Raw genomic sequence first — 23,842 nt, 5'->3', positions numbered from 1 at the left:
ATGCACGCACTGATCCTCGGCGCCGCCGGCATGATCGGCCGGCGCCTCACCGACGCCCTCGCCACGCAGGGCGATGCCCGGGCTCTCACCCTGGTGGACGTGGTGGAGCCGACGGCGCCCGCTGGCTTCACCGGCTCCGTCGTCACGGCCGCCGCCGACCTCTCGACTCCAGGAGCGGCGGAGGCTGCGCTGATCGGCCGGCCGGACGTGATCTTCCACCTCGCGGCGATCGTCTCGGGCGAGGCCGAGGCCGACCTGGAAAAGGGCTATCGGGTCAACCTCGACGCGACGCGCCTGCTTCTCGACGCGATCCGGCACGCCCACGTCGCCGAGGGCTATCGCCCGCGCGTGGTCTTCACCTCGTCGCTGGCGGTGTTCGGGCCGCCGCTTCCGGGCGTCATCCCGGACGACATGATCCTGACGCCGGCCACCTCCTACGGCACCCAGAAGGCCATGGGCGAACTGCTGCTGGCCGACTACAGCCGGCGCGGTTTCCTCGACGGCATCGGCCTGCGCCTGCCCACGATCTGCGTGCGCCCGGGCAAGCCGAACAAAGCGGCGTCCGGGTTCTTCTCCGGCATCATCCGCGAGCCGCTGGCCGGCCAGGAGGCGATCCTGCCGGTGCCCGACACCGTGCGCCACTGGTTCGCCAGCCCGCGCTCGGCCACCGAGTACCTGCTGCACGCCGCCCGCATCGACCTTGCCCCCCTGGGCCTGCGCCGCAGCCTCACCATGCCGGGCCTCTCGGCGACGGTGGCCGACGAGATCGAGGCCCTGCGCCGGGTCGGCGGCGACGCGGCGGTGGCGCTGATCCGGCGCGAGCCGAACCCGGCGATCCAGGCCATCGTCGAGACCTGGCCGGAGGCCTTCGACACGCGCCGCGCCCTCGCACTGGGCTTCACGGGCGACGCGAGCTTCGACGCGCTGGTGGAACTGCATCTGGCCGAGACGCAGGGCTGAGAAGCCGACGCTCGTCGGCGACGGCGCGCCTCTCTCCCGTGTGGAAGAGAGACGCGCCGCCTCAGGGCGGGTCCCTGCGGGAAGCCCTCACCCCCGCGGGCGGCCCTCGATCGGGTAGGCCGGGTCGTTGTAGCCCGGCGTCGAGGGGTGGCCGGTGACGACGTGGGCGTCGACGAGGGCCTCGTCCTCGTCCGTGAAGGCGTAGCCCAGCGCACCCAGATACTCGTCCCACTGCGCCTCGGTGCGCGGTCCGGCGATGACCGAGGTGACGGTACGGTTGGCCAGCACCCAGTTCACCGCGAACTGCCCCGCCGTCAGGCCCCGTGCGGTCGCATGGGCCTGGAAGGTCCGGGCGATCACCAGGGATTCCGGGCGCCACTCCGTCTGCATCATGCGAGTGTCCTGGCGGCCTGCGCGGGTGCCCTCGGGGGGCGGGGCGTCGGGGTCGTACTTGGCCGTGAGCACGCCGCGCGCGAGGGGCGAGTACGGCACGACGCCGAGGCCGTAATGGGCGCAGGCCGGGAGATGCTCGGTCTCGGGCATCCGGTTCAGGGCGTTGTAGTAGGGCTGGCTGACCACGGGCCGGTCGATGCCGAGGTCGTCGCACAGGCGGCAGATCTCGGCGACCCGCCAGGCGCGGTAGTTCGAGACACCGAAGTAGCGGATCTTGCCCTGGCGCACGAGCAGCGCGATGGCGCCGATGGTCTCGGCCAGCGGCGTGGAGTGGTCCTCCTTGTGGAGGTAGTAGATGTCGATCACGTCGGTGCCGAGCCGCCGGAGGCTGGCCTCGGCGGCGCGCAGCACATGCGCGCGGGACAGGCCCCGGTCGTTGACGCCCGGCCCCATCGGGTTGGCGACCTTGGTGGCGAGCACCCAGGCCTCGCGGTCCCGGGCGATCGCCCGGCCCACCACCTCCTCGGACCGGCCCTCGTTATAGACGTCGGCAGTGTCGAGGAAGTTGATGCCGGCGCCCCGGGCGCTGTCGATGATGCGGCCGGCGGTGGCCTCGTCGGTAGGGCCGCCGAACATCATGGTGCCGAGGCAGAGCGGCGAGACCTTGAGGCCCGAGCGGCCGAGATTGCGGTACTGCATCGTGTGCGTTTCACTCCGTTAGGGCTCAAGCCCCGTCCCTGATCCATTGGACCACACCGTCGGACCGACGAAAATCCTCCAACGCATGAACCTGCGCCTCGGGCAGGGCCGTGCGGGCCATGGTGGCGAGAGCGTGGCCGGGGCCGAGCTCGAGCACCCGGGTCGCACCGAACTCGCCGACGCCCTCCAGGCAGGCGGCCCAGTCCAGGGTCCGTGCCACCTGTGCGGCGAGCTTGGGCAGGCCCGCCTCCGGCCGGAACACCGCCGCTCCATCGAGGCCGCTGAGGAGGCGCGGGGCCGGACGCGACGGGGTCGCCAGGGGGGCGGCTTGAAGGCGTTCGCGGAAGGCCTCGGCGGCTGGCGCGAGCAGCGGCGTGTGCGAGGGGATGTGAACGGGCAGGCGAACGGCCCGGGCCGCGCCCGCCGCAAGCGCCTCGGTGCAGAGGGCGTCCAGGGCCGCGACGGCACCGCCCACCACCACGCTGTCGGCGGCGTTGCGGATCGCCGGATGGCACCCATGCGCCTCGGCCATGGCGAAGGCCCGCGCGGCGGGCAGGCCGCGCAAGCCGGCGAGGCCGTAGCCGGGACCTGCCGCCGCATCCATCGCCTCGGCACGGGCGGCGGCGAGCTGCAGCACCGTCTCGGGCGCGAACAGGCCGGCACAGCCGAAGGCCGCAAGATCGCCGATGCTGTAGCCCACCACCACGGAGCGCGCGGGTTGCGCCCTCCGCACCAGGGTCCAGGCGGTCAGGCCCGCGACGCAGCACAGGATCTGCCCGGTGCGGTTGGTATGCAGGTCCTCCCCGGAGCGCACGAAATCGCGCGGGTCCTGTCCGAGGAGGGAAGTGGCGGCCGCAAAGAGGCCCTGCGCCTCCGGAAGGTCGGCGGTGAGGTCGAACATCCCGGGATGCTGGCCGCCCTGGCCGGAAAGCAGGACCGCGAGCGTCATGAGCGGTCGACGATCATGGTCGCTCCCAGGCGTCGACGAACAGCGTCATGGCCAGCAGGTCGGCCGCCCCGCCGGGGCTGAGGCGGCGGGCGACGAACGCTCGGTGCAGGGTTTGCGCGTGCGAGAACCAGTCATCCCGCGCGATGCCCCCCGCGGCGAGGAAGCGGGCGGCTTCCGCCCGTGCGAAGCCGAACCCCTCCGGGCCGCCGCGATGCAGGAGGTTGGTGTCCTCGAGGGTCGCGATCAAGGCGAGGCAGGCCTCCACCCGCGCCGCCTCGGGCGATTCGGGGCGCCGGGTTCGGGCCCGGCGCAGGGCTGGCAGACCAGTGCCGTAGAGGGTCGGGAAACCGGCTGCGGCCTCGGCCGGCGCGCCCCCGACCCCGTGCCGCCGCCGCGCCCGCGCGCCCGGCGCGTGCAGCAACTCGGGCCCGTCCAGGATGGCGTCGGCGTAGCGTGCGCGGACATGGGCGCCGAGACTGCCGGCCGGGGCGCGAGGCCCCACGGCGCCGGCCGCGGCGCTGAGGAGGCCGAGGCCGAAGATGGCACCCCGATGAGTGTTCACGCCGCCCGTGGCGGCTCGCATCGCCGCCTCCGCCGCCAGCCCGATGCGGCGAAGATGCGCCATCGCTGCGCCCGCAGCGCCGGCCGCGGCGAGTTCCACGAAGTAGGGCTCCAGGGCGGAGGCGCTCGCCCGGAAGGTGCCCGCATCCATGTCGGCATGGCTGCCGCTGTCCACGTGGCTGACGAGGCCAGGCTTGGGATAGGTGGCGAGTTCCAGACGCAGGCATTGGGTGGCGAGGCGGGCAATACCGTCCGGGCGGCCGACGCTCGAAGCGAAGAACCGCAGCTCCGACAGAGCCGCCGGCCTCAACGAGAGGGCACGCATCGGCATGGCTCAGGCCGCCGGCGTCAGGGCGGCGCCGCGAAGGGCCGAAACGGGCCGGAGCTCCAGCCGCCCCAGGCCCTTGGCGAGGATGGTGTCGCCGGGGCCGGCCGCCTGCAGCTCGCGCCAGTTCACCGCGAAGCCGTCGGCAAGGCCGATCTCGCCGTCGAGGCCCATCGGCGCCTGCGCCGCGAGGTCGGCGAGGCCGGCGAGGAAGGCCGGGCCGACGGGCCCGGGCCAGAGCAGGTCGAGGTCGGAGGAGGCGGAGAGGTAGGGCAAACCCGTCAGGGCCTGCCAAAGCAGGCTGCCGAACACCCGGGGCACGCGACCGTGGACGGCCCCGTGCGCCAGGAGCGCGTCGAGGGTGGGTTGCCAGGTGGCGGGCGCGGCCGCGCGTGCCTCGGCCAGGGTCAGGCCGGAGCGCGGGCGCACCGCCGCGGGTGGGAGCGCGAAGCCGATGCGTCGCTTGCCGAGGGAGGGCGGCAGCGGCAGCCCGGCCGGAACCAGGGCGCCATCCTCGCCGGGCACGCGGCGACGCACGATCACCGGCCAGCCGCGCGCGGCCCAATCGGCCAGATGGGGAATCCCGTCGAGGTCCGGCCGCTGCGCCAGCAGCGGGCCCCAGGCGGCGGGCACCACCGTGAGGAGGTCGTGGCGCGCCAGATCATGCACCCGGCGCCTCGCGCACCACCCTGTCCTGCGCCCCGCGCACCACCTGAGCCTCGCGCACCACCTGGGCGGCGATGTCGTGGGCGAGCGGGCGCCCGCCCCGTTCACGACCCAGCGCATCGCGGGTATCGACCGCCGGGCTGTCCGCGATCAGCGCGGCAATCTGGGGACCGAGGGGCTCGCCGGGGTCGAGGGTCGCCTGCACGGCGCCCGTCTGGACCATGTTGTCCAGTCCGGGCGCGAAGACCGAGGTCGAGCGGGCCATGTCCTGCAGCGTTTCCAGGGGCAGCTTGGTGACGCGGGCCACGGAGGGGAGGTCCATCACGCTCGGATGGGCGCCGGGCAGGGCCGCGAGTACGCGGGTGGCCAGGGCCGTGGCGATGAAGGCACCGGCCGCGCTGTGACCGTAGAGCAGGCCGATGGTCGGGTGGCCCTGCGCGTCGGCCAGCAGCAGCGCCTTGGCGAGATGCGCGAGGTACTCGTTGAGGCCGAGGAGTTCGTCGCGCCGGCTCATGCGCTGACTGTCGGAATCGATGAGGACGAGGATGGGCCTACCACCGCCCGCCCGCACCACGTCGAGGACGCACCCTGCCAGGAAGCAGGCGCCCTCGAGTCCGAGCGCGGTGTCGCCATCGATGCCGATCACCGCGAGGCGGCCGTCGGTCAGCGGGCCCTCGCCGGAAATCAGGCCGTCCGCCACCGTGACGGCGTGCCCCGCCGGGAAGAGCGAGGCGAGAAGGGTGTCGAGGGGCATCTTATCGCGCATGGTGCGAGCCCTCCGGCAGGCTGTCGAGCAGGGCGTCGAAACCCTCGGTGGTCAGGCTCGGGACGGCGGCGGGGTCGTTGACGCCGAGGCGGCCCCAGATCTCGGTGGCGTCCCGGGTGTCGCCGAAGCGTTCGAGGCGAGCCTCCAAGCGGGCCTGCTCGGCCTCCAGGGTGGCGAGGTCGAAGGATGGGGCTTCCGGGATCGCCGCCAGGGCGGCCTCGCGGAAGGCCCCGATCGTGTCGGCCACGAAGGCATCCGCCGCGCCGAGGAGGCGCCGGTGCTTGCCGCCCATGGTGCGCCAGACGAGGGCCCGGTCACGGGAATCGAACTCCTCGGCGCCCTTGTTGGTCTCGATCACCTCGGGACCGGAGACGCTGAGGCGTCCCCCCTCGGAGATGACGAGGTGCGCGCAGGTGCCGGCGATGAGGCCGCCGCCGCCGTAGCAGCCGGCCCGGCCCCCGATGAGACCGATGACCGGGATGCCGGCGGCGCGGACTTGGGTGATCGCCCGCATGATCTCCGCGATGGCGGTCTCGCCCGCATTGGCCTCCTGCAGGCGCACGCCTCCGGTGTCGAACAGGATCAGCACGGCGGCGGGCTTCACGGCGAGGGCGGCCCGCAGCAGGCCGACGAGCTTGGCGCCGTGGATCTCACCGAAGGCCCCGCCCATGAAGCGGCCTTCCTGGGCGGCGGCCAGCACGTCCCGGCCGTCGAGGCGCCCGCGTCCGACGATCATGCCGTCGTCGAAGGCGCGGGGCAGGGCGAAGAGCGGCAGGTGCGGGCTCATCTGCCGCTGCTCGGGGCCGATGAATTCCTGGAAGGTGTCCACGTCGAGGAGGCCGGCGAGGCGGGCGCGGGCGCTCGCCTCGTACCAGCTCTGGTCGCGGGGCTCGGCGGAGAGGGCGACCGGCTTCCAGTCCATCACGGCAGCTCCATCAGGCGGGCGCCCTGGGCGAGGCGCAGGGACACGGTGTCGGGGCGGGCGCCCCCGTCGTTGATGGTGATGGTCAGCCCGCCGGGCTGCCGCCGGGCCACGAAGTCCGCCACCACCGCGGCCCAGACCTCGGCGTAGCCCTTGATGGCGGTGTCGATCTCCACGTGGCAGGCGTCGGGCGCCAGGTTGCGCTCCAGCAGCACTTCGAGGTTGCCGGAGGCGACGACCCCGGTGATCGCGCTGGCCCGCGTGCCGGGGAGCGCCGTCCGGGTGGTGTGGCGGAAGCTCAGCTTCTCCATGACGCGAAATCCCTCACCAGTTCCGGAACTTGGCCGGCGGCTCGTAGAGGCCGCCCGACCAGTGCACGAGGTCCTTGATCGAACGCGCGGCCAGCAGCGACCGGTCGGCGTCGAGGGGCTCGATGCCGAGATCCTCCGGCCTTCGGATAATGCCGCGGGCACGTAGGCGCTCCACCTCGGCGTGGTCGCGCCCCCGGCCCACATCGGTGTAGCCGGCCACCCCGCGGATCGCCTGCTCCCGCTCGTCCAAGGTCCGGCACAGCAGCAGGTTGGCGATGCCCTCCTCGGTGACGATGTGGGTGACGTCGTCGGCGTAGACCATCACGGGGGCGAGTTCGAGGTTGAGCTTGCGCGCGAGTTCGAGGGCGTCGAGCCGCTCCACGAAGGCCGGCACCAGCTTGTCGCCGAAGGTCTCGACGAGTTGCACCACGAGCTTGCGCCCGCGCCGCAGGGCCGGGTCGCCCGTGCCGCCGGCCTCCTGCCCCGCCTTCATCCAGGTATCGGAGGGGTGGCGCCGCCCGTGCGGGTCCGAGCCCATGTTCGGCGCGCCGCCGAAGCCTGCGACGCGGTTCGTCGTCACGGTGGAGGAATGCCCCTGCAGGTCGATCTGCAGGGTCGAGCCGATGAACAGGTCGCAGGCATAGAGGCCCGCCGTCTGGCAGAAGGCGCGGTTCGAGCGCAGGGACCCGTCGGAACCCGTGAAGAACACGTCCGGCCGGGCGCGGATGTACTTGTCCATGCCCACCTCGGAGCCGAAGCAGTGGATCTGCTTCACCCACCCGGATTCGATGGCCGGGATCAGGCTTGGATGCGGGTTGAGCGCCCAATGGGTCGCAATCTGGCCCTTCAGGCCGAGGCGCTCGGCATAGGTCGGGAGCAGCAGTTCGATCGCCGCCGTGCCGAAGCCGATGCCGTGGTTGAGGCGGCGGATGCCGTATTCGGCGTAGATGCCCTTGATCGCCATCATGGCCATCAGGATCTGCGTCTCGGTCACGGCGCCGGGGTCGCGGGTGAAGAGCGGCTCGACGTAGAACGGGGTGTCGGCCTCGACCACGAAGTCGACCCGGTCGCCGGGAATGTCGACGCGGGGCACCCGGTCGACGATCTCGTTCACCTGCGCCACCACCACGCCGTTCTTGAAGGCGGTCGCCTCCACCACGGTGGGCGTGTCCTCGGTGTTGGGCCCCGTATAGAGGTTACCGTCCCGGTCGGCCGAGACGCCGGCGATCAGGGCCACGTTCGGCGTCAGGTCGATGAAGTAGCGGGCGAAGAGCTCGAGGTAGGTGTGCACCGCCCCGAGCTCGATCTGGCCACCATAGAGCATCTTGGCGATGCGGCCGCCCTGGGGACCCGAATACGAGTAGTCGAGCCGCCGGGCGATGCCCTGCTCGAAGATGTCGAGGTGCTCAGGCAAGACGATCCCCGACTGCACCATGTGCAGGTCGTGGACCCGGGCCGGGTCGCAGCCGCTGAGGCCCCGGGCGAGGCAGTCAGCCTGCTTCTGGTTGTCGCCTTCGAGGCAGACGCGGTCGCCGGGCTGGAGGATCGCCTCCAGGAGATGGACGACCCGGGCCGCCGGCACGACCTTTCCGTCGGCGTGCAGCCGCGCTCGTGCGAGGCGCGCGTCGCGGGCGGTGCGTTCCTGATGCCAATCCATCATCCGATCCGCTCCCTCGTCACGGCCGTGTATACCGCCCAGCCCGATCGGCACCCAATGGAATGCCAATTACCGTTTTCATGGGTAATCAGTATTCCAAATTGCGTTCATGTCAATCGCTTGTATACTGACGACAATCAAAAACGAATCACGGAATACACAGGAGTGACGTCCCATGCGCCAGGCCGCCCGAAGCTCATGTCCGACAACGCGCGAGGCTGCCCGATGACCATCTTCGGCGTCGCACTGCTCGCGCTCTGCACCCTGATCGGGGTCTTCCTCGGGGACCTGCTGGGCGTCGCCCTCGGGGTGAAGGCCAATGTCGGCGGGGTCGGCCTCGCCATGATTCTGCTCATCGCCGCGCGGTCCTGGCTCCTCGCGCGCGGCCAGCTCGGACACGGGGTGAAGCTCGGGGTCGCGTTCTGGTCGACCATGTACATCCCCATCGTGGTGGCGATGGCCGCGCAGCAGAACGTGGTGGCGGCCGTGCGCGGCGGCCCCATCGTGCTCATCGCCGCCACGGTCTCGCTGCTGCTCTGCTTCGCCTGCGTCGCCCTGCTCGGCCGCTTCGGTCGGCCGGAGCCGGCGGAGGACGCCCAGATCCGCCACGGCGGCGCGGTGATCGGCGGCGACCTCGACGACGACGACGCGGCGCCCGTCGCGCCGCCCCACTCCGTCGGGAAGGCGTGATCCCATGCTGCACATGATCGAACACGTCTTCGTCGAGCAGAGCCTGGTGGCCGCCTTCGCGGTGGTCGGTGCCCTGATGCTGGTCTCGAATTTCGCCAGCCGCCGCCTCACCGCCGGCCGGGTTCACGGCTCGGCCATCGCCATCGTCCTCGGGCTGGGGCTCGCCTACGTCGCCGGCCTCTACACCGGCGGCAAGAAGGGCGTCGCCGACCTGCCGGTCTTCGCCGGGATCGGCCTGATGGGCGGGGCGATGCTGCGGGACTTCGCCATCGTGGCCACCGCCTTCGAGGTCGACGTGGTGGAAGCCCGCCGCGCCGGGCTCCTCGGCGTCCTGGCCCTGGCCCTCGGCACCGTGATCCCCTTCATCGTCGGCGCCCTGACGGCGGTGGCCTTCGGCTACACCGACGCCGTCAGCATCACGACGATCGGCGCGGGGGCCGTGACCTACATCGTCGGGCCGGTGACGGGGGCGGCGCTCGGCGCGGACTCGGCCGTGATGGCGCTCTCCATCGCCACCGGCGTCACCAAGGCCGTGATGGTCATGGTCGGCACGCCCCTGGTGGCCAAGCTCATCGGCCTCGACAATCCGCGCTCGGCCATGGCGTTCGGCGGCCTGATGGGCACGGTGAGCGGCGTCGCCGGGGGCCTGGCCGCAACCGACCCGAAGCTCGTGCCCTACGGCGCCCTGACGGCGACCTTCCACACCGGAATCGGCTGTCTCGTCGGTCCCTCGCTGTTCTACCTCACGGTTCGGGCCATCGTGGGATGACGGATGGGGTCTCGCACGTCCTGGGCAGGGAGCGAGCCGGGGGAGAGCGGATGATGGACGAGGGTGCGATGGACGAACCGGTGGCGGAGCGCGGGCTCCTGTCGGACCAGATCCGCAACGCGCTCACCGACGAGATCGCGGCCGGCCGCCTCGCCGCCGGCACCGCCCTCGACGAGCAGGACCTCGCCGACCGCTTCGGCGCCTCCCGCACGCCCGTCCGCGAGGCCCTGCGCCAGCTCGCCTTCAACGGATTGGTGGAGCTGCGCCCGCGCCGGGGGGTCGTGGTCACACGCATGACGCCCGAGCGGATCATGGACATGTTCGAGACCACCGCCGAGTTCGAGGCGATGTGCGTCCGGCTCGCCACCTACCGGATGACGCCCCTGGAGCGCAGCCACCTGATGGACCTGCATGCGCGCTCCGGCGACATGGTCGCGGCCGGGGACGTCGACGCCTACGACACCCTGAACCGCAGCTTCCACGAGGCCCTCTACGGCGCCACGCATAACGGCTTCCTCAAGGAGCAGGCGCTGGCCCTGCGCACCCGCCTCTCGGGCTTCCGCCGGACGCAGCTGCGCCACGGGGACCGCATCCAGGGCTCGCGCGCGGAGCACGGGGCCATCCTGGCGGCGATCGCCGAGGGCGACGGCGAGGCCGCCGCCCGGCGCATGCGCGCCCACATGCTGAATGCGGCCAGCGCCCTGCGCCATTACATCGACGCCCACTCCGATGTGTGATGCAGCACACGCATAGGGGAGAGGGTATTTCCCGGAAGAAATGCGCCGAGCGCATGCATCGCGTGTTGCAGCGCACACCGTCCCGAACGCGTGCGTCGTATATCGAGATCGTACCAAGAAGAACGGCCCCCGGACATCCTGGACGTGATCCTCGAATGTTTGACGGAGACCGGACCTGTACATCTGGATACCACGACCATGAAGACTCGTCTTGCTTCCGCCGCCGCTGCCCTGGTCCTGACCCTCAGCGCTCCCGTCTCGTCCGCCCTCGCGCAGAGCTACAACGCCCCGGCCGGCATCCCCGTCACCGCCGCGCCCGGCAGCCGCGTCGTCGGTGCCTTCGATGACGTGACCACCGGTTCGATCACCCGCCGCGCGGACGATTCGGCCAAGGCCGGCAACGCCGAGCAGAACAACAAGCCCACCGCCAATTACGGCACCACCTCGGGCGGCCCGGCCTACTGAGGCGGCCCTGGGGCCACGGCCGAGGGCCGGCGCGCACGGCGCACCGGTCCGGGGCCGAGACCCACCCGAGCGGACAACGGCGGGGCGCGAGCCCCGCCGTTGTCCTGCGTCGCGAGGTCCGGCGCCCGCGGCTCAGCGCGCGAGGTAATCGGTCAGCGTCATCCCGAACAGGATCGCGACCCAGAAGAACCCGACCCCCGCGAACAGGCGCACCAGGGGCGGCTCGTGGCGGACCTCCATCGAGACCAGGATGATGATCGCCGCCATGACGGCGACCACCGCGAGCTCGACGAGCCAGACCTGCTCGAACGGTCGCGTCGCCCCGAGCGCCACGTTCACGGCGAGCAGCGCCAGCAGCGCCAGGAAGGTGCGCACCGGCGTGCGCAGGCGACGCCGAAGGAGCGCGCGGTCGGCGGGGCCGAGGCCATGGAGGGAGAGGGCATGCAGGGGATTGCGCAGCGCCGCCTCCTACCGGTTGACCACGTAGAGGACCGGAAAGGCGATGATCCAGATCAGGTCGATGAAGTGCCAGTACAGGCCGTAGACCTCGATCCAGTTCTGGTGCCGCTGCAGGAAGCCCGGACGCGACGCCTTCCAGGTGATGCCGAGCAGGATGGCGATGCCGGTGAACAGGTGCAGGGCGTGGAGTGCGGTCGCCACGTAGTAGAGGTTGACGAAGAGCCGCGTCGCCGGCTGCTCGGCCAGGGCGTAGGGCCGGCGGGCCAGGAAGGGCATCATGTGCTCCTCGTAGTCGGCGTAGTACTCGTAGCCCTTCAGCATCAGGAACAGCGCCCCGAGGCTCGCCGTGGCGAGCAGGCAGCCGACCATCATCCGCTGCCAGCCCAGTCGCGAGAGCTCGATGGCCGCCGACATGGTCAGGCTGGAGCAGAGCAGCACCACGGTGTTGGTGGCCCCGATCCAGAACTTGAGATGGCCGGCCGCCGCCTGCACCGCCTCCGGGTGGAGCAGACGCAGGATCAGCGCGGTGAGGAACAGCCCGGCGAAGAGCAGCAGTTCCGTCAGCAGCCACGCCCACATGCCCAGCGTCGCGGCGTGGCGCTGCTGACCGACCGTGGCGAAGTGCTCGGCGCGGGTGACGCCGACGGGGTCGGCGGCGGGGTTCGCACCGGTGGCATCGGCGCTCACGTGTGGTGGCTCCCGGTCTCGGGGGCCTGGATCGGGTAGTCGTACGGGACCTTCGGCACCTGCGGCACGCCCGCGAAGTTGTGGGGCGGGGGCGGGGAGGCGGTCTCCCATTCCAGCCCCTTGGCGTCCCAGGGGTTCGCGCTCGCCCGGCGTCCGAACCAGAGGGAATAGACGAGATAGACCATCGGGAAGAGGTAGCCGGCCGCCAGGATCGTCGAGCCCGCGGAGGACAGCACGTTGAGGAGCTGGAATTCCGGCGGGTAGGTCGCGTAGCGCCGCGGCATCCCGAGGTAGCCGAGGATGAATTGCGGGAAGAAGGTGACGTTGAACCCGATGAAGATGAACAGCGCGGAGATCCGGCCCCAGGGCTCGCTGTACATCCGCCCGGTGATCTTCGGCCACCAGAAGTGCAGCCCGCCGAGGAAGGCCAGCACCGTGCCGCCGACCATGATGTAGTGGAAATGCGCCACCACGAAGTAGGTGGCGTGGATGTGCTGGTTGATGGCCAGCGTCGCGAGATAGAGCCCCGTCAGCCCGCCGAGCACGAACAGGCCGATATACCCCATGGCGTACAGCATCGGGGTGTCGAGGCGTAGGCTGCCCTTATGGATCGTGGCGGTCCAGTTGTAGACCTTCACCGCTGAGGGCACCGCCACCGCGAAGGAGAGGGCCGAGAAGGCGAGGGAGGCCAGGTCGCTCTGCCCGTTGACGAACATGTGGTGGCCCCAGACGAAGAACGTCACGGAGGCCAGGCCGATGGCCGCGTAGGCGACGAAGCGGTAGCCGAAGAGCTTCTTCTGGGCGAAGGCCGGCACGATCTCGGAGATCACGCCCATGCCCGGCAGCACCATGATGTAGACGGCCGGGTGCGAGTAGAACCAGAACAGGTGCTGGAACAGCACCGGGTCGCCGCCATAGGCCGGGTCGAACACGCCCACGTGGAAGGCGCGCTCGGCGATGAGCAGGATCAGCGCCAGGGTGATGACGGGGGTCGCGAGCAGGAAGATCAGGCTCGTGGCGTAGTGCGTCCAGACGAAGATCGGCAGCCGGAACCAGGTCATGCCGGGCGCCCGCATCGTGTGGATGGTGACGACGAAGTTGAGCCCCGTCAGGATCGAGGAGAAGCCCACGATGGTGACGCCGATCAGGGCCGGCAGCACCCAGGTGTTCGAGAAGGCCGTGGAGAGCGGCGCGTAGAAGGTCCAGCCGGTATCGACGCCGCCCAGCACCACCGCCACCAGGGTGAACAGCGCCCCCGTCATGAAGATGTACCAGCTCGTCAGGTTGAGCTTCGGGAAGGCGAGATCCTTGGCCCCGATCATCAGCGGGATCAGGAAGTTGCCGAAGGTCGCCGGGATCGACGGGATGAGGAAGAACCACACCATCACCACCCCGTGGATGGTGAAGGCCTTGTTGTAGGTGTCGTTGGTCATGATCGCGCCGTCGGGGACGACCAGGGCGAGGCGCACGAAGCCGGCCGCCACCGCGCCGATGACGAAGAAGGCGGTGATGCTGGCGAGGTACAGGAGCGCGATGCGCTTGTGGTCGGTGGTGAGGAACCACGAGCGCAGGGTGGACTGGGCATGGAGGTAGTCGTCCGGCCGGTCGAGGGTCGGCAACGGCGTGTGGGGATCGCGCGCGGCGGCGTCGCCGTGCAGGGTGCCGGCGCTGCTCATCGGGGGGCTCCTTCCGCGACGCGGTCGTAGGCTTTCAGGTATCCGACGAGGCGGTCGAGATCGTCGGCCGGGATCACCCCGCGAAAGCTCGGCATCACCTGCTTGTAGCCGGCCTTGCCGCTGCCCTTGCCGCTGCCCTTGCCGCCACCCTGGCCGCCACCCTCGCCTTCACCGTCGCCGGCGAGCCGGTTCTCGTTGGGGTTGAGGATCTTGGCGCGGATGTAGTCCGCGTCCGCCGTGAGCGTGCGGCCGTCGGCGAGGTGGACCGGGCGGCCGTAGAGGCCGACGAGGCTGGGCGCCTTCACGCCCGCGACGGCGCCGTCGTGGCAGCCGGCGCAGCCGTAGGCTTCGTAGATCACCCGGCCCGCCGCCAGGTTCGATTGCTGCGCCCCCCCATGGGTCAGCCACTCCTGGTACTCGGCCTGGGTCATCAGCGTGAGGTTGCCGTCCATGACCGAGTGGTCGGTGCCGCAATATTCCGAGCAGTAGAGCCGGTAGGTTCCGGTGCGGTCGGCCTTGAACCAGATCTCCGTCGTCCGGTCGGGGAGGGCGGCGATCTGCAGGCGCAGGGCCGGCAGGTAGAGCGCGTGGATCACGTCCTGGCTGGTGATGCGGATCCGGACCGGCTGGTCGACGGGCAGGTGCAGGTCGTTGATCTCGGACTGGCCGGTGGGGTGCTGGAACTTCCACATCCACTGCCGGCCCACGGCCTCCACCACCATGGCGTCCGGCGGCGGATGCCGGGAGGCGATGAAGAGCTTCGCCCCCCAGCCGAAGAAGAACAGCGTCAGCACGTAGGGGATCAGCATCCAGCTGATCTCGATGAGGAAGCTGCGGCGCTCGTCGGTGCTGCGGTCGGCCTGCTCGCCCTGGCGGTAGCGCAGGGCGAAGTAGGTGATCGCGAGGAAGACCGGCACCGTGAGGAGCAGGGTCAGCACCGTGAAGCCGAGGATGATGTGGTCGGTCTCCACCGCCGTGGCGGAGGCTGCCGGCGGCCAGAGCGCGAGGGCGGACTGGGCCTTCATGGTGCCGTTCCCGTCCGGGGTTGAGGAGACTCCGCCGAGTCCCGGGCCGGTGCGGCGGGCTCCGGGTCGAACGGCCGGCCGGCCATGAGCGCCATGGCCCGGTCGACCGGAATGCGGGCCCGGGTGCGGTCCGCATCGAGATAGGCGTAGCCGGCGAGGCGGCCGGCCTCGTCGGCCTCCTTGGCGTCGATATCCCCGTAAGGGTCCGCCTGCAGGTTCGGCGGCGGCGGCCGGATCGCGGCGGTCTGCTGGGCCGTGAGGGGCGGCAGGGCGGCACGCTGGCGGCCGAGCACCAGGTGGTTGAGGGCGAGCACCGCCCCGATGGTGACGATCACCGCGCCGGCGAGCCCGAGCATCACCCAGGCGGTCTTGCCGGCCTCGGCGTCGCTGCGCTCGTAGTCCCAGTCGTCCCCGTGCGGATCCTGCGGCGTGGCCGCGGCGGACGGCGGCACCGCGCCCGTTCGGCGCAGGATCAGGCCGGCGAGGATCGCCGGGACGAGGGCGAGACTGGAGCGGCGCGGGGCCTCGGGCGGGCTCATGCGGCGACCTTTGCGTCCATCGGGGCGCGGCGCGCCAGGAGCGGCGCCAGCATCGGGGCGAGGCCGGCGGCGACGGCGGCGACGCCGAGCCCGGCCAGGACGTCCGGCCCCGTGACCACGAAGGCGCCCCGCGCGGCCGGCGTGACGAGCCAGGCCATCTCGCCGGCGTGGACCGCCAGGGTCAAAGCCGCCACCGCCCGCGTCGTCCACGGGCCGGGACGCAGGGTGAGGGCGGCGGCGAGCAGGGCGGCGGTCCCGCCCGCGAGGCTCAAGCCCCGCCCGAGCAGGCCGCCGCGGGCGAGGTACCACGACACTTCGGCGGGCAGGTTGGCCGACCAGACCACGAGGAACTGCACGAAGTGCAGGAAGGCCCATGTCGCCGTCAGCAGGGCCAGGGGCAGCAGCCCGGCCTCGGGCCGGCGCGTGACCAGGAGGGCGGCGGCCAGGGCCGCGCCGCTCCAGGCCACCAGCATCAGGAGCCCGATCAGGCTGGAGCCGAGGCGCGGGTCGAGGGCGGTGATCAGGTCGAAGCTCACCAGCGTCGCCAGCACGGCGTGGAGTCCGAGCACGAGGGCGGCCGGCCCCCGTCCCGCCGCGGCCCGGCGGCCGAGCCAGAGCCAGAGGGCGAGGGCCGCCACGAGGCGGGCGGCGAGGAACGGCGGCGTCGTCCAGATCGCCGCCAACGGGGTCGCGGCGGGGGTTCCCGTCGCGAAGGGATAGAGGACCGGCACCACCGCGATCAGGGGCAGGGCCAGCAGGGCCGCCACGGGCATCAGGCGCAGGCCGCCGACCAGGGCGGGGCGCAGGATCGCGAACCGCTCCGGCGCCAGGGCGTCGAGCCCGGCGACCAGGGGGAGGGCGCCGAGGGGCAGGGCCAGGAGCGTGAGCCAGGCCGCCAGGTAGCCGGCCTGCCAGTCGCCGAGGAGGACCGCGAAGGCGAGGGCGGCCAGACCGGCAGCGAGGCGGAGCAGGGGGCGGGCGGCGGTCATCGGGCCGCCCGCATCGCGCCGTCCCGCAGCCTGGCCTGGTCCTCCGCCGGCAGGCTCGCCACGTCGGCGCCCTGGCTCAGCTGCAGGACCCGGAGATAGGCGACGATGGCCCAGCGGTCGGCCGGTGCCACCTGCGCCCCCATGGGAAACATCGCCCCGTGGCCTTCCGTGATCGCGGCGTAGAGCCGGTCGGACCGCGCCGACCTCAGGCGCTCGTCCGCGAAGGACGGCGCCGCCGGAAAGCCGCGCGCCACGATCATGCCCCGGCCGTCGCCGCTGCGGCCGTGGCAGGGCGTGCAGGCGATGCCGTAGCGCTCCCGGCCCCGGTCCAGCAGGGCCGCGTCGATGACGGCGGGGCGCGGCACGAAGCGCGCTGGGTCGGTGCGGGGTACGGTGCCGGTCACGGGCGCGCGCATGGTCATGCCCTGGGGGAAGAAGCGGTTGGCGTCCCAGCTCTTGGCCTTGGCCTGGTCGTGCATGTTCGCCTCGCCGCAGCCGACGAGCGCCAGGAGCAGCCCCAGGCCGGGCAGCTGGACGGGGAGGCGGTGGAACCGGCGCCTCATCGCGGCACCCGCGCGATCGCGAGCGGCCGCCCGGCCCCCTCGGGCAGGGCGGCGAGCTGGCGCACGATGCGGTCGGCATCGAAATCCGGGCCGCGCGCTTCGGCGGCCAGGAAGTAGCGGTCCTGGGTGACCCGCCCGAAGCCCGGGATGTTGAAGGCCGGATGGTTGAGGCGCGGCAGGCGGTTCACGAACAGGAGCACCGCATGCACGGCGAGCGTCCCGCTCATTATCGCGAAGGAGACGCTCGGCACCACGAAGGAGGGCCAGGAGAAGCGCGGACGTCCGCCCACGTCGAGGACGTAGCCGTACGCGGTGGCGTAGACGCACATCCCGTAGAAGGCGGCCCCGCCGGCGAGGGCCGCGCCGAGGGCGTAGGGCAGGACCGAGCGGTTGTGGCGGCCGAGGGTCTTCAGGGCATCGGCCATCGGCACCGGGCCGAAGGCGTCGAGGCGGACGTTCCCGCCGCGGCTGGGATGGCGCCGGGCGAGCGCCCGCATCGCGGCGGCGAGCTGGTCCTGCGTCGCGAATTCCGCGCTGACCGCCCAGATCGGCGTGCCGGCATCGGGCGCGGGGGCGTCCGCCCTGGCCTGTGCCTGAGCCGGGCCGTCGCCCGGGTCCGCCTGACGGCGCAGGTCGCTGAGCGAGGCCACCGGCAGGGCGCGCAGGAACAGGAGCAGCAGGACGAGGAACATCCCCACGGACCCGGCGAAGGTGGCGAGGCCCCAGAGCCCGACCCGGTAGTCGAGGGCGGAGGAGGGCAGGAAGTCGTGCGACAGCGTCACCACCAGCACCATGACGTGGTCGGCATAGGCACCCACCGCCACGAGGCCGCCGACGAGGGCCAGGGCCAGGGGCGAGCGCCGGAACCGCGCCCACCAGAACAGCTGGACCGGCAGCAGGGCACAGGTCAGCACCGCCCAGGCCGCCCAGGCATGGGGGCCGGTGAACCGGCGCACCAGGGTGGCGCGTGCGTAGGCGTCGCCGTGCAGGAAGCCCGAGAGGAGCTCGGCCGCGTAGCCGTAGAGGCTGGCGAGCCCGAGGCCGAGCAGGAGCCGGGCCAGGATCTCGGCATGGCGCAGGGTGACGACGGCCTCGAGGCGGTAGACCGAGCGGACCAGCATCGCCAGGGCGGCGATGACGGCGACCCCGGAGAAGACGGCGTTCACCAGGAAGGTGACGGGCAGGATGGTGTCGTGCCAGCCCGGCAGAACGGAGCCCGCCAGCATCACCGAGGCTCCGGTCTGGAGCGAGACCACGAGCAGGATGCCGAGCAGGGCGATGATGCGATAGGCCTGCGCCCAGAGCTGCCAGTGGGAGGCGGAGCCGCGCCAGCCGGCGGCGGCGATCCCGTAGGCCTGCGCCCGCAGCATCGGCCAGCGCCGCGGCCGCCCGGCGCGCTCGGACGTCGCCTGCGCCTCCGCGAAGGCCCGGTCGCGCAGGGTCGCGAGGTCCGGCAGGAGCCCGACGTACCAGAGGCTCACCGTGACCACGAGGAAGCTGACGATGTCGATGGCGTCCCAGACCAGGGGCGAGCGGAATTGCGGCCACAGGCCGAGGGTGTTGGGGTAGGGCAGGTTCCAGTAGAAGAACCACGGCCGCCCGAGATGGATGATCGGGTAGAGCCCGGCCGCGATCGTGCACAGCAGGGCATTGGCCTCGGCCAGGCGGCTGATCGCCCCGCGCCCGAACGCGGCCTCCCGTGACGTCCCCGTCAGGCGCAGGGTACCGGCCAGGGCGAGGCTGCCGCAGGCGATGCCGATCCACCAGTCGTAGGAGGCGATGTCGAGGGCCCAGACGACGGCGTTGTTGTTGTTCCAGATGCCGACGCCGGTGAAGAGCAGGTACAGGATCACCCCGAAGAACAGGGCCAAGAGCCCGGAGGCCGCCGCGAAGGCGATCCACCAGCGCCGGCCGAGGGGGTCGTGCAGGGCCGCATCGGAGACGGCGCGTCCGATTCCGCCGGGGCGGGTCGGGGTGTCGGGGGTGAGCACGGCTCCGGCCATGGCGCCTCAGCCCTCCCGGCCCGGCTCGGCGCCGGGCGCCAGGCTCGCGAGGTAGGTGGTGCGCGGCCGGGTGTTGAGCTCGCCGAGCAGCGCGTAGTTGCGCGGGTCCCGGCGCGCCGCCGCGACCTTGCTGCTGGAATCCGAGAGGTCGCCGAACACGATGGCGCGAGTCGGGCAGGCTCCCTGGCAGGCGGTCTCCACCGTCCCGTCCGGGATCGGCGCGTGGGCGTCCTTGGCCGCGTCGATGCGCGCCCCGGCGATGCGCTGGAGGCAGTAGGTACACTTCTCCATCACGCCGCGCGCCCGCACGGTGACGTCGGGGTTGCGCTGCTGCTGCGCCACGGGCGCCATGCCGCCGGTGTAGTCGAGGTAGTTGAAGCGCCGGACCTTGTAGGGGCAGTAGCTCTGGCAGGTGCGGGTGCCGATGCAGCGGTTGTAGACCTGCAGGTTCAGGCCCTCGCTGTCGTGCACCGTCGCCTCCACCGGGCATCCGAGCTCGCAGGGCGCCGCCTCGCAATGCATGCAGGGCACCGGCTGGAAATGCGTGTCGGGCGCGTCGAGGTCGCCGGCATAGTAGCGGTCCACCCGCAGCCAGTTCATCCAGCGCCCGCGCGCGACCTCCTCGCGCCCCACCACCGGGATGTTGTTCTCGGACTGGCAGGCCGTGAGGCAGGCATTGCAGCCGATGCAGGCATCGAGGTCGATGACCATGCCCCAGGCCCGGCCGGCGCGTGCGCCCTCGTCCGCGGACGCCGCGCCCCGCCCCGCCGAGGGCGGCGCGGCATAGAACGACGGCACCACCGCGCCCGGCGGGTCGCCGACGCTCGGAGCCCCCAGGGCCTGGACGCGCACGAAGTCGTGTCCCTGCATGGTGCCGAGATCCTGCGTGGTCACGGGCCTGGCGCGGCGGCCGGTCTTCGTCAGGGTGACGTCGGGCAGGCGATAGGGCGTGGCGGCGGGCCGCAGGGCCTGGGCGTCGTAGCCGAGCCCCTGCGCGAGGTGGTCCGGCACCCGGCGGCCGTAGCCGAGGGTGAGGGTCACGGTGTGCGCGGCCTGGCCCGGCAGGATCCAGGCCGCGCCCTCGAGGCGCCGGCCGTTCGCCTCCACCGCCACGACGTCGCCGGTGACGAGGTGCAGGCGCTCGGCGAGGCGCGGGCTCACCGCGACGACGTTCTCCCAGACCACCTTGGTCAGGGGCTTGGGCAGTTCCTGCAGCCAGCCGAGATCGGCCGAGGCCCCGTCCCAGACGCAGGGGTCGGGCCGGAAGACCGCCTCGATGCGGTCCGCGGCGGCCCGATCCTCCGCGGCGGAGGCCGGCACGGGGTCCGCGACCCGCCCGGTCAGCGCCACGCTCTCCATGGGCAGGGCGGTGTCCGGCAGGAAGCCGAGGTGCAGGGCTTCGGCGAACCGGGCCTCGAAGGCGGCGGCGTCCTCGCCGGGACGGCGCCACTGGCGCTTCAGCAATCCGAGCCCCCGCTCGGGTCCTTCCTGTGCGGGGGTCTCCGGCTCGGGACTTTCGGAGCCGAACAGGGTCAGGATCTCGTGGGCCGAGCGTCCGCCATAGAGCGGGGCGACGGTCGGCTGGATCAGCCCCACGGTGCCGTCGAGGGAGCGGGCATCGCCCCAGCTCTCCAGCGGGTGCGCGAGCGGCAGGTGCCAGTCGGCATGGGCGGCGGTCTCGTCGAAATACGTCCCCGCATGGATCTTGAACGGTACCCGGGCCAGGTGCTCGGCGAAGGCGAGCTCGCCCGAGCCCTCGTAAACCGGGTTGACCCCGAGCATCAGCAGGGTGCCGACGCGCCCTCCGACCATCGCCTCGGTCAGGGCGGACACGTCCTCGGCCCCGCTCACCGGAACGGGCACGGTGTGCACCACCGTGGTGCCGGTGTTGCCCAGGGCGCCGTTGATGCGGTGAACCAGGGCGTGCACCGCAGCCGGCTGGCCGATGCCGGCGGTGACGAGACCCCGGCCCCGCGCGGCCAGCAGCGCCGCGCCGGCCCGCCGGAGCCACGCCGCCCTCGGCCCGTCCGCGGTCTCGGCCACCGGCTGGGGGGGTGCGCCCTCGGCGATCCGCAGGAGATCCGCGGCCAGGCGCGCCAGGTCGTCCGAGCCGGCCGCCAGGGTGTGGTCGGCCTTGACGCTGGTCAGCCCCGGGGTCGGCGCCGCCGCGTGCAGGGTGAGGAAGCGGCCCTCGGCCTGCGCGGCCCGGCGCGCGTCGATCCAGCGGCGGGACAGCCCGACCTGGCCCGGCCCGACGTCGAGGAAGTCGCCGTCGAGGCTGACCAGAGTGCGGGCGGCCTCGAACCGGAACTGGGTTTCCAGGGGCCGGCCATAGGCCTGCCGCGCGCCGTCATAGAGCCCGTCCCGCGGCACCGTCTGCGAGACGTGCCAGCGCAGGCCCGGATAGGCCGACCGCAGCCGATCGATCTCGGCGGCCAGCGCGGGCGACGTGACCGGCCCGGTGAGGAGATGGAAGCCCGCACCGCCCGTCTCGCGCAGGGCCGCGAGGCGCGCCAGCAGGGCGCCGCGGAAGGCCGACCAGGCGGCGGGCCGCCCGAGATGCTGCACCGCCTGGCTGCGGAAGGGGTCGTAGAGCCCGAGCACCGAGGCCTGGCCCAGCACGTCGGTACCGCCCCGGCTCCAGGGATGGTCCGGGTTGCCCTCGACCTTCAGGGGACGGCCGTTGCGCGTGGTGACCTGGATGCCGTTCGCGAAGCCGTCGAACAGGGCCGAGGTGGCGTAGACCAGGGGAGCACCGGCGACGATCCGCTCGGGCTGCACCACGTAGGGCACCTCGCGCCCTCGCCCGTCGAAGGCATCGCAGGCCGAGAGCCCGGCAAGGGCGAAGGAGGCCGCCATCAGCTTGAGGAAGCCGCGTCGCTCCGGCCCCTGCGCCAGGGGCACGGCCCCGGGGAATTCGGTTCGCAGATAGGCCTGGAACGCCTCCGTCCCGGCCAGCGCATCGAGGCTGCGCCAGAAGGCGGGGCCGTCGCCGGAGGCGAGGCGCCGGCGCAGCTGCGGGAGATCGAGGTCCTGAGCCATCAGCGGTGACAGATCCCGCATTCGAGGAGCCGGTCGCCCCCGTGGATGTGGTTCTTCGCCACGAGTTGCGGCCCGAGGGTCGCTTGGTTGGCCGGCGGGCTCCAGTTCATGTTCCAGACCTGGTCCGGCGTGCGCACCCAGCGTTCGGGCGCCTGGTGGCAGTCGAGGCAGAACTGCATCTCGAAGGCGTTGGCCCGGTAGGTCATCTGCATGGTGGTGACGTCCCCGTGGCAGGTGGAGCAGCCGATCCCCTTCGTCACGTGAACGGAGTGATTGTAGTAGACGTATTGCGGCAGCTTGTTCAGGCGAACCCAGCGCAGGGGCTCGCCGCTGGCGTAGCTGTCGCGCACGGGCTTCAACATGTCGGAGCCGGTCCAGATCTGCGAATGGCAGGTCATGCAGGTCTGGGTCGGCGGCAGCCCGGCCGTGGCCTGCGTCTCCACCGTGGTGTGGCAGTAGCGGCAATCGATGCCGAGTTCGCCCGAATGGTGCTTGTGGCTGAAGGGGACCGGCTGGGCCGGGGCGATCCCCACGCCGGTGACGTAGTCCGAACGCGCGATCCCGGCCACCAGCACGGCCCCGCCGGCGATCAGGGCGGCCCCGGAGAGGAGGGCCAGGCGCAGGAGCGCGTCGGCGCCGGGCGCGAAGAGTTGCGCCATCAGGCGCGGCGCCCGCCGGTACGCAGCATCAGGCTCGGGATGTCACGGGGTCGTCTCATCCGCACTCGCTTCTCCCGGTCCGTCTCGATAACCGCGATCTGACGGCTACGGTTCAGTCCGGCCTCTCATCCCGCGGGATGCGAATCCAGCCCGGGCCGGCGCCGCACCGGCCGAACGGAACACCCGCCGCGCCGGACAGCGTTGCCCCAGGAGACGGATCGGCGCGACCCAAAACTTCGCGATCCAAGAGTTCGCGATCCAAGAGTTCGCGATCCAACAGTTCACGATCCAAGAGTTCGCGAGCCGGGATGTTCGCGAGCCGCGTGATTCCGGTCCCGTGCGGCGCCATTGCGGGCTGCGCCCCGGCCCGGAATCGGGCATGAGAGGACCCATGCGACAGGGCAGCCGCAGGCGCGCGATCCGGATGAGGCAAAGCTGGCCGGCGGCCCTCCTGCTCGGCCTCGCGGGACTCGCAACGCTGCCCGGAGCCGGGCTGGCGCGTCTGGCGCAGAACGACCTCGCGCGCGTCGGCGTCACGCCGGCCTCCGACGCCCGGGTGCCGCTCGGGCTTGCCTTCACCGATGCGGAGAGCGGACCGACCACCCTGGGTACGGCCCTGGGGGAACGGGCGGCCCTGCTCCTGCCGGTCGACTACACCTGCGCCAATGTCTGCGACCCGATGCTGGCGATGACCGGCGCGGCCCTCGCGGCGACCGGCCTCGCCCCCGGCCGCGACGTCAGTTTCGTCCTGGTGGGTCTCGATCCACGGGACGACGTCGCGGCAGCCCGGCGGATGCTGCACGACGACGGAGGCGGACGTTCAAAGGCGGGCGTCTCGGAAGCCAGCGTCTCGGCGGCCCGGGCGCTCGTCGGCGCGGCACCGGCCGTCGCCGCCCTCACGGCGGCGCTCGGCTACCGCTTCGTGGTCGACCGGGATACCGACAGCATCGCCCATCCGGCCGCCGCGATCCTGCTGACGCCCGAGGGGCGCGTCGCCCGCATCCTGTCGCCCCTGGCGCTGAACGGCCGCGACCTGCGCCTCGCCCTGATCGAGGCGGGGGAGGGGCGGGGCAGCACGCTGGCCGATCGGCTCACCCTGCTCTGCTACGGGTACGACGCCGTCCGGGGGATCTACACGCCCTTGATCGAACGAATCCTCAGCCTCGCCGCAGCCACAACGGTGCTGGCGATCGCCTTGGGCGTGTTCCTGCTGCATCGACGCGGCCGGGGCGCGGCCGGATCCTAGAACGCGAAGAGGCCCGTCGCGTGTGTTGCGCGACGGGCCTCTCGGCGTTTGGGTTTGGTTGCGGGGACAGGATTTGAACCTGTG

24 protein-coding genes are annotated in these 23,842 nt (G+C 72.2%); 6 read left to right on the top strand and 18 right to left on the bottom strand.

Translation table 11 applies throughout. The annotated features are described in order from the left end of the window. The gene (gene denD / locus AC0IY1_RS21670) at positions 1-960 is read left to right on the top strand and encodes a D-erythronate dehydrogenase (RefSeq protein ID WP_103711835.1); all 960 of its coding nucleotides are present in this window, start codon (positions 1-3) and stop codon (positions 958-960) included. Between the two features lie 87 nt (positions 961-1,047). Here denD and AC0IY1_RS21665 read toward each other — a convergent pair whose 3' ends face one another. From AC0IY1_RS21665 to mdcA, 8 genes are read right to left on the bottom strand one after another with little or no spacing between them, the layout of a single operon-like run. Further along, positions 1,048-2,052: an aldo/keto reductase gene (locus AC0IY1_RS21665; protein WP_471772306.1), complete on the bottom strand. Its 1,005-nt coding sequence runs from the start codon at positions 2,050-2,052 to the stop codon at positions 1,048-1,050. 25 nt (positions 2,053-2,077) lie between these two features. After that, the gene (locus AC0IY1_RS21660) at positions 2,078-3,001 is read right to left on the bottom strand and encodes an acyltransferase domain-containing protein (protein ID WP_471772304.1); all 924 of its coding nucleotides are present in this window, start codon (positions 2,999-3,001) and stop codon (positions 2,078-2,080) included. Positions 3,002-3,014: 13 nt separating this feature from the next. Then, positions 3,015-3,887: a triphosphoribosyl-dephospho-CoA synthase MdcB gene (mdcB, locus tag AC0IY1_RS21655; RefSeq protein ID WP_471772302.1), complete on the bottom strand. Its 873-nt coding sequence runs from the start codon at positions 3,885-3,887 to the stop codon at positions 3,015-3,017. A 9-nt stretch (positions 3,888-3,896) separates the two neighbouring features. After that, a complete protein-coding gene (gene mdcG / locus AC0IY1_RS21650; protein WP_471772300.1) occupies positions 3,897-4,556 on the bottom strand; it encodes a malonate decarboxylase holo-[acyl-carrier-protein] synthase in 660 nt (219 codons plus the stop codon). Then, positions 4,549-5,307, bottom strand: a complete 759-nt coding sequence (mdcE, locus tag AC0IY1_RS21645; RefSeq protein ID WP_471772381.1) for a biotin-independent malonate decarboxylase subunit gamma — start codon at positions 5,305-5,307, stop codon at positions 4,549-4,551. Before mdcE ends, mdcG begins: the two co-directional genes overlap by 8 nt. Before the next feature lies 1 nt (position 5,308). Continuing rightward, entirely contained in the window at positions 5,309-6,241 is a 933-nt protein-coding gene (locus tag AC0IY1_RS21640; protein ID WP_103711840.1) for a biotin-independent malonate decarboxylase subunit beta, read from the bottom strand. Next, positions 6,241-6,552 carry a malonate decarboxylase acyl carrier protein gene (gene mdcC, locus AC0IY1_RS21635; RefSeq protein ID WP_055951647.1) on the bottom strand — a complete coding sequence of 104 codons (312 nt, stop codon included), beginning with the start codon at positions 6,550-6,552 and terminating at the stop codon, positions 6,241-6,243. Before mdcC ends, AC0IY1_RS21640 begins: the two co-directional genes overlap by 1 nt. Before the next feature lie 13 nt (positions 6,553-6,565). After that, positions 6,566-8,212, bottom strand: coding sequence for a malonate decarboxylase subunit alpha (gene mdcA, locus AC0IY1_RS21630; protein ID WP_471772297.1), 1,647 nt, complete (start codon positions 8,210-8,212; stop codon positions 6,566-6,568). Between the two features lie 222 nt (positions 8,213-8,434). On the opposite strand from mdcA, the gene madL reads away from it, so the two are divergent. The 4 genes from madL (at position 8,435) to AC0IY1_RS21610 (ending at position 10,870) form a co-directional block, all read left to right on the top strand. Next, positions 8,435-8,899, top strand: a complete 465-nt coding sequence (gene madL, locus AC0IY1_RS21625; RefSeq protein WP_471772296.1) for a malonate transporter subunit MadL — start codon at positions 8,435-8,437, stop codon at positions 8,897-8,899. A gap of 4 nt (positions 8,900-8,903) precedes the next feature. Then, positions 8,904-9,668, top strand: a complete 765-nt coding sequence (gene madM / locus AC0IY1_RS21620) for a malonate transporter subunit MadM (RefSeq protein WP_055951637.1) — start codon at positions 8,904-8,906, stop codon at positions 9,666-9,668. A 53-nt stretch (positions 9,669-9,721) separates the two neighbouring features. Then, complete coding sequence (locus tag AC0IY1_RS21615; RefSeq protein ID WP_055951752.1) at positions 9,722-10,405, top strand: GntR family transcriptional regulator; 684 nt, start codon at positions 9,722-9,724, stop codon at positions 10,403-10,405. Between the two features lie 198 nt (positions 10,406-10,603). Further along, positions 10,604-10,870 carry a hypothetical protein gene (locus tag AC0IY1_RS21610; protein ID WP_055951634.1) on the top strand — a complete coding sequence of 89 codons (267 nt, stop codon included), beginning with the start codon at positions 10,604-10,606 and terminating at the stop codon, positions 10,868-10,870. Between the two features lie 132 nt (positions 10,871-11,002). Here the strand turns inward: AC0IY1_RS21610 and AC0IY1_RS21605 are convergent, their stop codons facing one another. From AC0IY1_RS21605 to AC0IY1_RS21560, 10 genes are all read right to left on the bottom strand, one after another. Beyond that, positions 11,003-11,245, bottom strand: a complete 243-nt coding sequence (locus AC0IY1_RS21605; RefSeq protein ID WP_245436481.1) for a cytochrome C oxidase subunit IV family protein — start codon at positions 11,243-11,245, stop codon at positions 11,003-11,005. A 93-nt stretch (positions 11,246-11,338) separates the two neighbouring features. Then, positions 11,339-12,016 carry a cytochrome c oxidase subunit 3 gene (locus AC0IY1_RS21600; RefSeq protein WP_245436483.1) on the bottom strand — a complete coding sequence of 226 codons (678 nt, stop codon included), beginning with the start codon at positions 12,014-12,016 and terminating at the stop codon, positions 11,339-11,341. Further along, entirely contained in the window at positions 12,013-13,692 is a 1,680-nt protein-coding gene (locus AC0IY1_RS21595; RefSeq protein WP_055951626.1) for a cytochrome c oxidase subunit I, read from the bottom strand. The genes AC0IY1_RS21600 and AC0IY1_RS21595 overlap by 4 nt, the downstream gene beginning before the upstream one ends. After that, on the bottom strand, positions 13,689-14,717 hold the full coding sequence (coxB, locus tag AC0IY1_RS21590; RefSeq protein WP_471772293.1) for a cytochrome c oxidase subunit II: 1,029 nt from the start codon (positions 14,715-14,717) through the stop codon (positions 13,689-13,691). Before coxB ends, AC0IY1_RS21595 begins: the two co-directional genes overlap by 4 nt. Continuing rightward, positions 14,714-15,256, bottom strand: coding sequence for a hypothetical protein (locus AC0IY1_RS21585; RefSeq protein WP_471772291.1), 543 nt, complete (start codon positions 15,254-15,256; stop codon positions 14,714-14,716). The genes coxB and AC0IY1_RS21585 overlap by 4 nt, the downstream gene beginning before the upstream one ends. Then, a complete protein-coding gene (locus AC0IY1_RS21580; RefSeq protein WP_471772289.1) occupies positions 15,253-16,245 on the bottom strand; it encodes a hypothetical protein in 993 nt (330 codons plus the stop codon). Before AC0IY1_RS21580 ends, AC0IY1_RS21585 begins: the two co-directional genes overlap by 4 nt. Beyond that, positions 16,242-16,808, bottom strand: coding sequence for a c-type cytochrome (locus AC0IY1_RS21575; RefSeq protein ID WP_471772287.1), 567 nt, complete (start codon positions 16,806-16,808; stop codon positions 16,242-16,244). The genes AC0IY1_RS21580 and AC0IY1_RS21575 overlap by 4 nt, the downstream gene beginning before the upstream one ends. Beyond that, positions 16,805-18,811 carry a quinol:electron acceptor oxidoreductase subunit ActD gene (locus tag AC0IY1_RS21570; protein WP_471772285.1) on the bottom strand — a complete coding sequence of 669 codons (2,007 nt, stop codon included), beginning with the start codon at positions 18,809-18,811 and terminating at the stop codon, positions 16,805-16,807. The genes AC0IY1_RS21575 and AC0IY1_RS21570 overlap by 4 nt, the downstream gene beginning before the upstream one ends. Positions 18,812-18,817: 6 nt before the next feature. Further along, the gene (locus tag AC0IY1_RS21565; protein ID WP_471772284.1) at positions 18,818-21,853 is read right to left on the bottom strand and encodes a TAT-variant-translocated molybdopterin oxidoreductase; all 3,036 of its coding nucleotides are present in this window, start codon (positions 21,851-21,853) and stop codon (positions 18,818-18,820) included. Then, a complete protein-coding gene (locus AC0IY1_RS21560) occupies positions 21,853-22,512 on the bottom strand; it encodes a cytochrome c3 family protein (RefSeq protein ID WP_055951607.1) in 660 nt (219 codons plus the stop codon). The genes AC0IY1_RS21565 and AC0IY1_RS21560 overlap by 1 nt, the downstream gene beginning before the upstream one ends. Positions 22,513-22,936: 424 nt before the next feature. On the opposite strand from AC0IY1_RS21560, the gene AC0IY1_RS21555 reads away from it, so the two are divergent. Beyond that, positions 22,937-23,758 (top strand): thioredoxin domain-containing protein, encoded by an 822-nt coding sequence (locus AC0IY1_RS21555; protein WP_471772282.1) that lies wholly within the window; start codon positions 22,937-22,939, stop codon positions 23,756-23,758. Positions 23,759-23,842: the final 84 nt, after the last annotated feature.

Source organism: Methylobacterium sp. AC690 (assembly GCF_979256535.1).
This window is presented reverse-complemented; position numbering and strand designations above follow the sequence as displayed.

What these genes read in the sequence shown, in the direction of transcription:
- mdcC (WP_055951647.1), bottom strand. Translation starts at nt 6,552, where the DNA reads ATGGAGAAGCTGAGCTTCCGCCACACCACCCGGACGGCGCTCCCCGGC.
- AC0IY1_RS21660 (WP_471772304.1), bottom strand. Translation starts at nt 3,001, where the DNA reads ATGACGCTCGCGGTCCTGCTTTCCGGCCAGGGCGGCCAGCATCCCGGG.
- AC0IY1_RS21555 (WP_471772282.1), top strand. Translation starts at nt 22,937, where the DNA reads ATGAGGCAAAGCTGGCCGGCGGCCCTCCTGCTCGGCCTCGCGGGACTC.
- AC0IY1_RS21595 (WP_055951626.1), bottom strand. Translation starts at nt 13,692, where the DNA reads ATGAGCAGCGCCGGCACCCTGCACGGCGACGCCGCCGCGCGCGATCCC.
- madM (WP_055951637.1), top strand. Translation starts at nt 8,904, where the DNA reads ATGCTGCACATGATCGAACACGTCTTCGTCGAGCAGAGCCTGGTGGCC.
- AC0IY1_RS21580 (WP_471772289.1), bottom strand. Translation starts at nt 16,245, where the DNA reads ATGACCGCCGCCCGCCCCCTGCTCCGCCTCGCTGCCGGTCTGGCCGCC.
- AC0IY1_RS21565 (WP_471772284.1), bottom strand. Translation starts at nt 21,853, where the DNA reads ATGGCTCAGGACCTCGATCTCCCGCAGCTGCGCCGGCGCCTCGCCTCC.
- AC0IY1_RS21585 (WP_471772291.1), bottom strand. Translation starts at nt 15,256, where the DNA reads ATGAGCCCGCCCGAGGCCCCGCGCCGCTCCAGTCTCGCCCTCGTCCCG.
- madL (WP_471772296.1), top strand. Translation starts at nt 8,435, where the DNA reads ATGACCATCTTCGGCGTCGCACTGCTCGCGCTCTGCACCCTGATCGGG.
- AC0IY1_RS21665 (WP_471772306.1), bottom strand. Translation starts at nt 2,052, where the DNA reads ATGCAGTACCGCAATCTCGGCCGCTCGGGCCTCAAGGTCTCGCCGCTC.
- AC0IY1_RS21575 (WP_471772287.1), bottom strand. Translation starts at nt 16,808, where the DNA reads ATGAGGCGCCGGTTCCACCGCCTCCCCGTCCAGCTGCCCGGCCTGGGG.
- coxB (WP_471772293.1), bottom strand. Translation starts at nt 14,717, where the DNA reads ATGAAGGCCCAGTCCGCCCTCGCGCTCTGGCCGCCGGCAGCCTCCGCC.
- denD (WP_103711835.1), top strand. Translation starts at nt 1, where the DNA reads ATGCACGCACTGATCCTCGGCGCCGCCGGCATGATCGGCCGGCGCCTC.
- mdcB (WP_471772302.1), bottom strand. Translation starts at nt 3,887, where the DNA reads ATGCGTGCCCTCTCGTTGAGGCCGGCGGCTCTGTCGGAGCTGCGGTTC.
- mdcA (WP_471772297.1), bottom strand. Translation starts at nt 8,212, where the DNA reads ATGATGGATTGGCATCAGGAACGCACCGCCCGCGACGCGCGCCTCGCA.
- AC0IY1_RS21560 (WP_055951607.1), bottom strand. Translation starts at nt 22,512, where the DNA reads ATGGCGCAACTCTTCGCGCCCGGCGCCGACGCGCTCCTGCGCCTGGCC.
- AC0IY1_RS21610 (WP_055951634.1), top strand. Translation starts at nt 10,604, where the DNA reads ATGAAGACTCGTCTTGCTTCCGCCGCCGCTGCCCTGGTCCTGACCCTC.
- AC0IY1_RS21570 (WP_471772285.1), bottom strand. Translation starts at nt 18,811, where the DNA reads ATGGCCGGAGCCGTGCTCACCCCCGACACCCCGACCCGCCCCGGCGGA.
- mdcE (WP_471772381.1), bottom strand. Translation starts at nt 5,307, where the DNA reads ATGCCCCTCGACACCCTTCTCGCCTCGCTCTTCCCGGCGGGGCACGCC.
- AC0IY1_RS21615 (WP_055951752.1), top strand. Translation starts at nt 9,722, where the DNA reads ATGGACGAGGGTGCGATGGACGAACCGGTGGCGGAGCGCGGGCTCCTG.
- AC0IY1_RS21640 (WP_103711840.1), bottom strand. Translation starts at nt 6,241, where the DNA reads ATGGACTGGAAGCCGGTCGCCCTCTCCGCCGAGCCCCGCGACCAGAGC.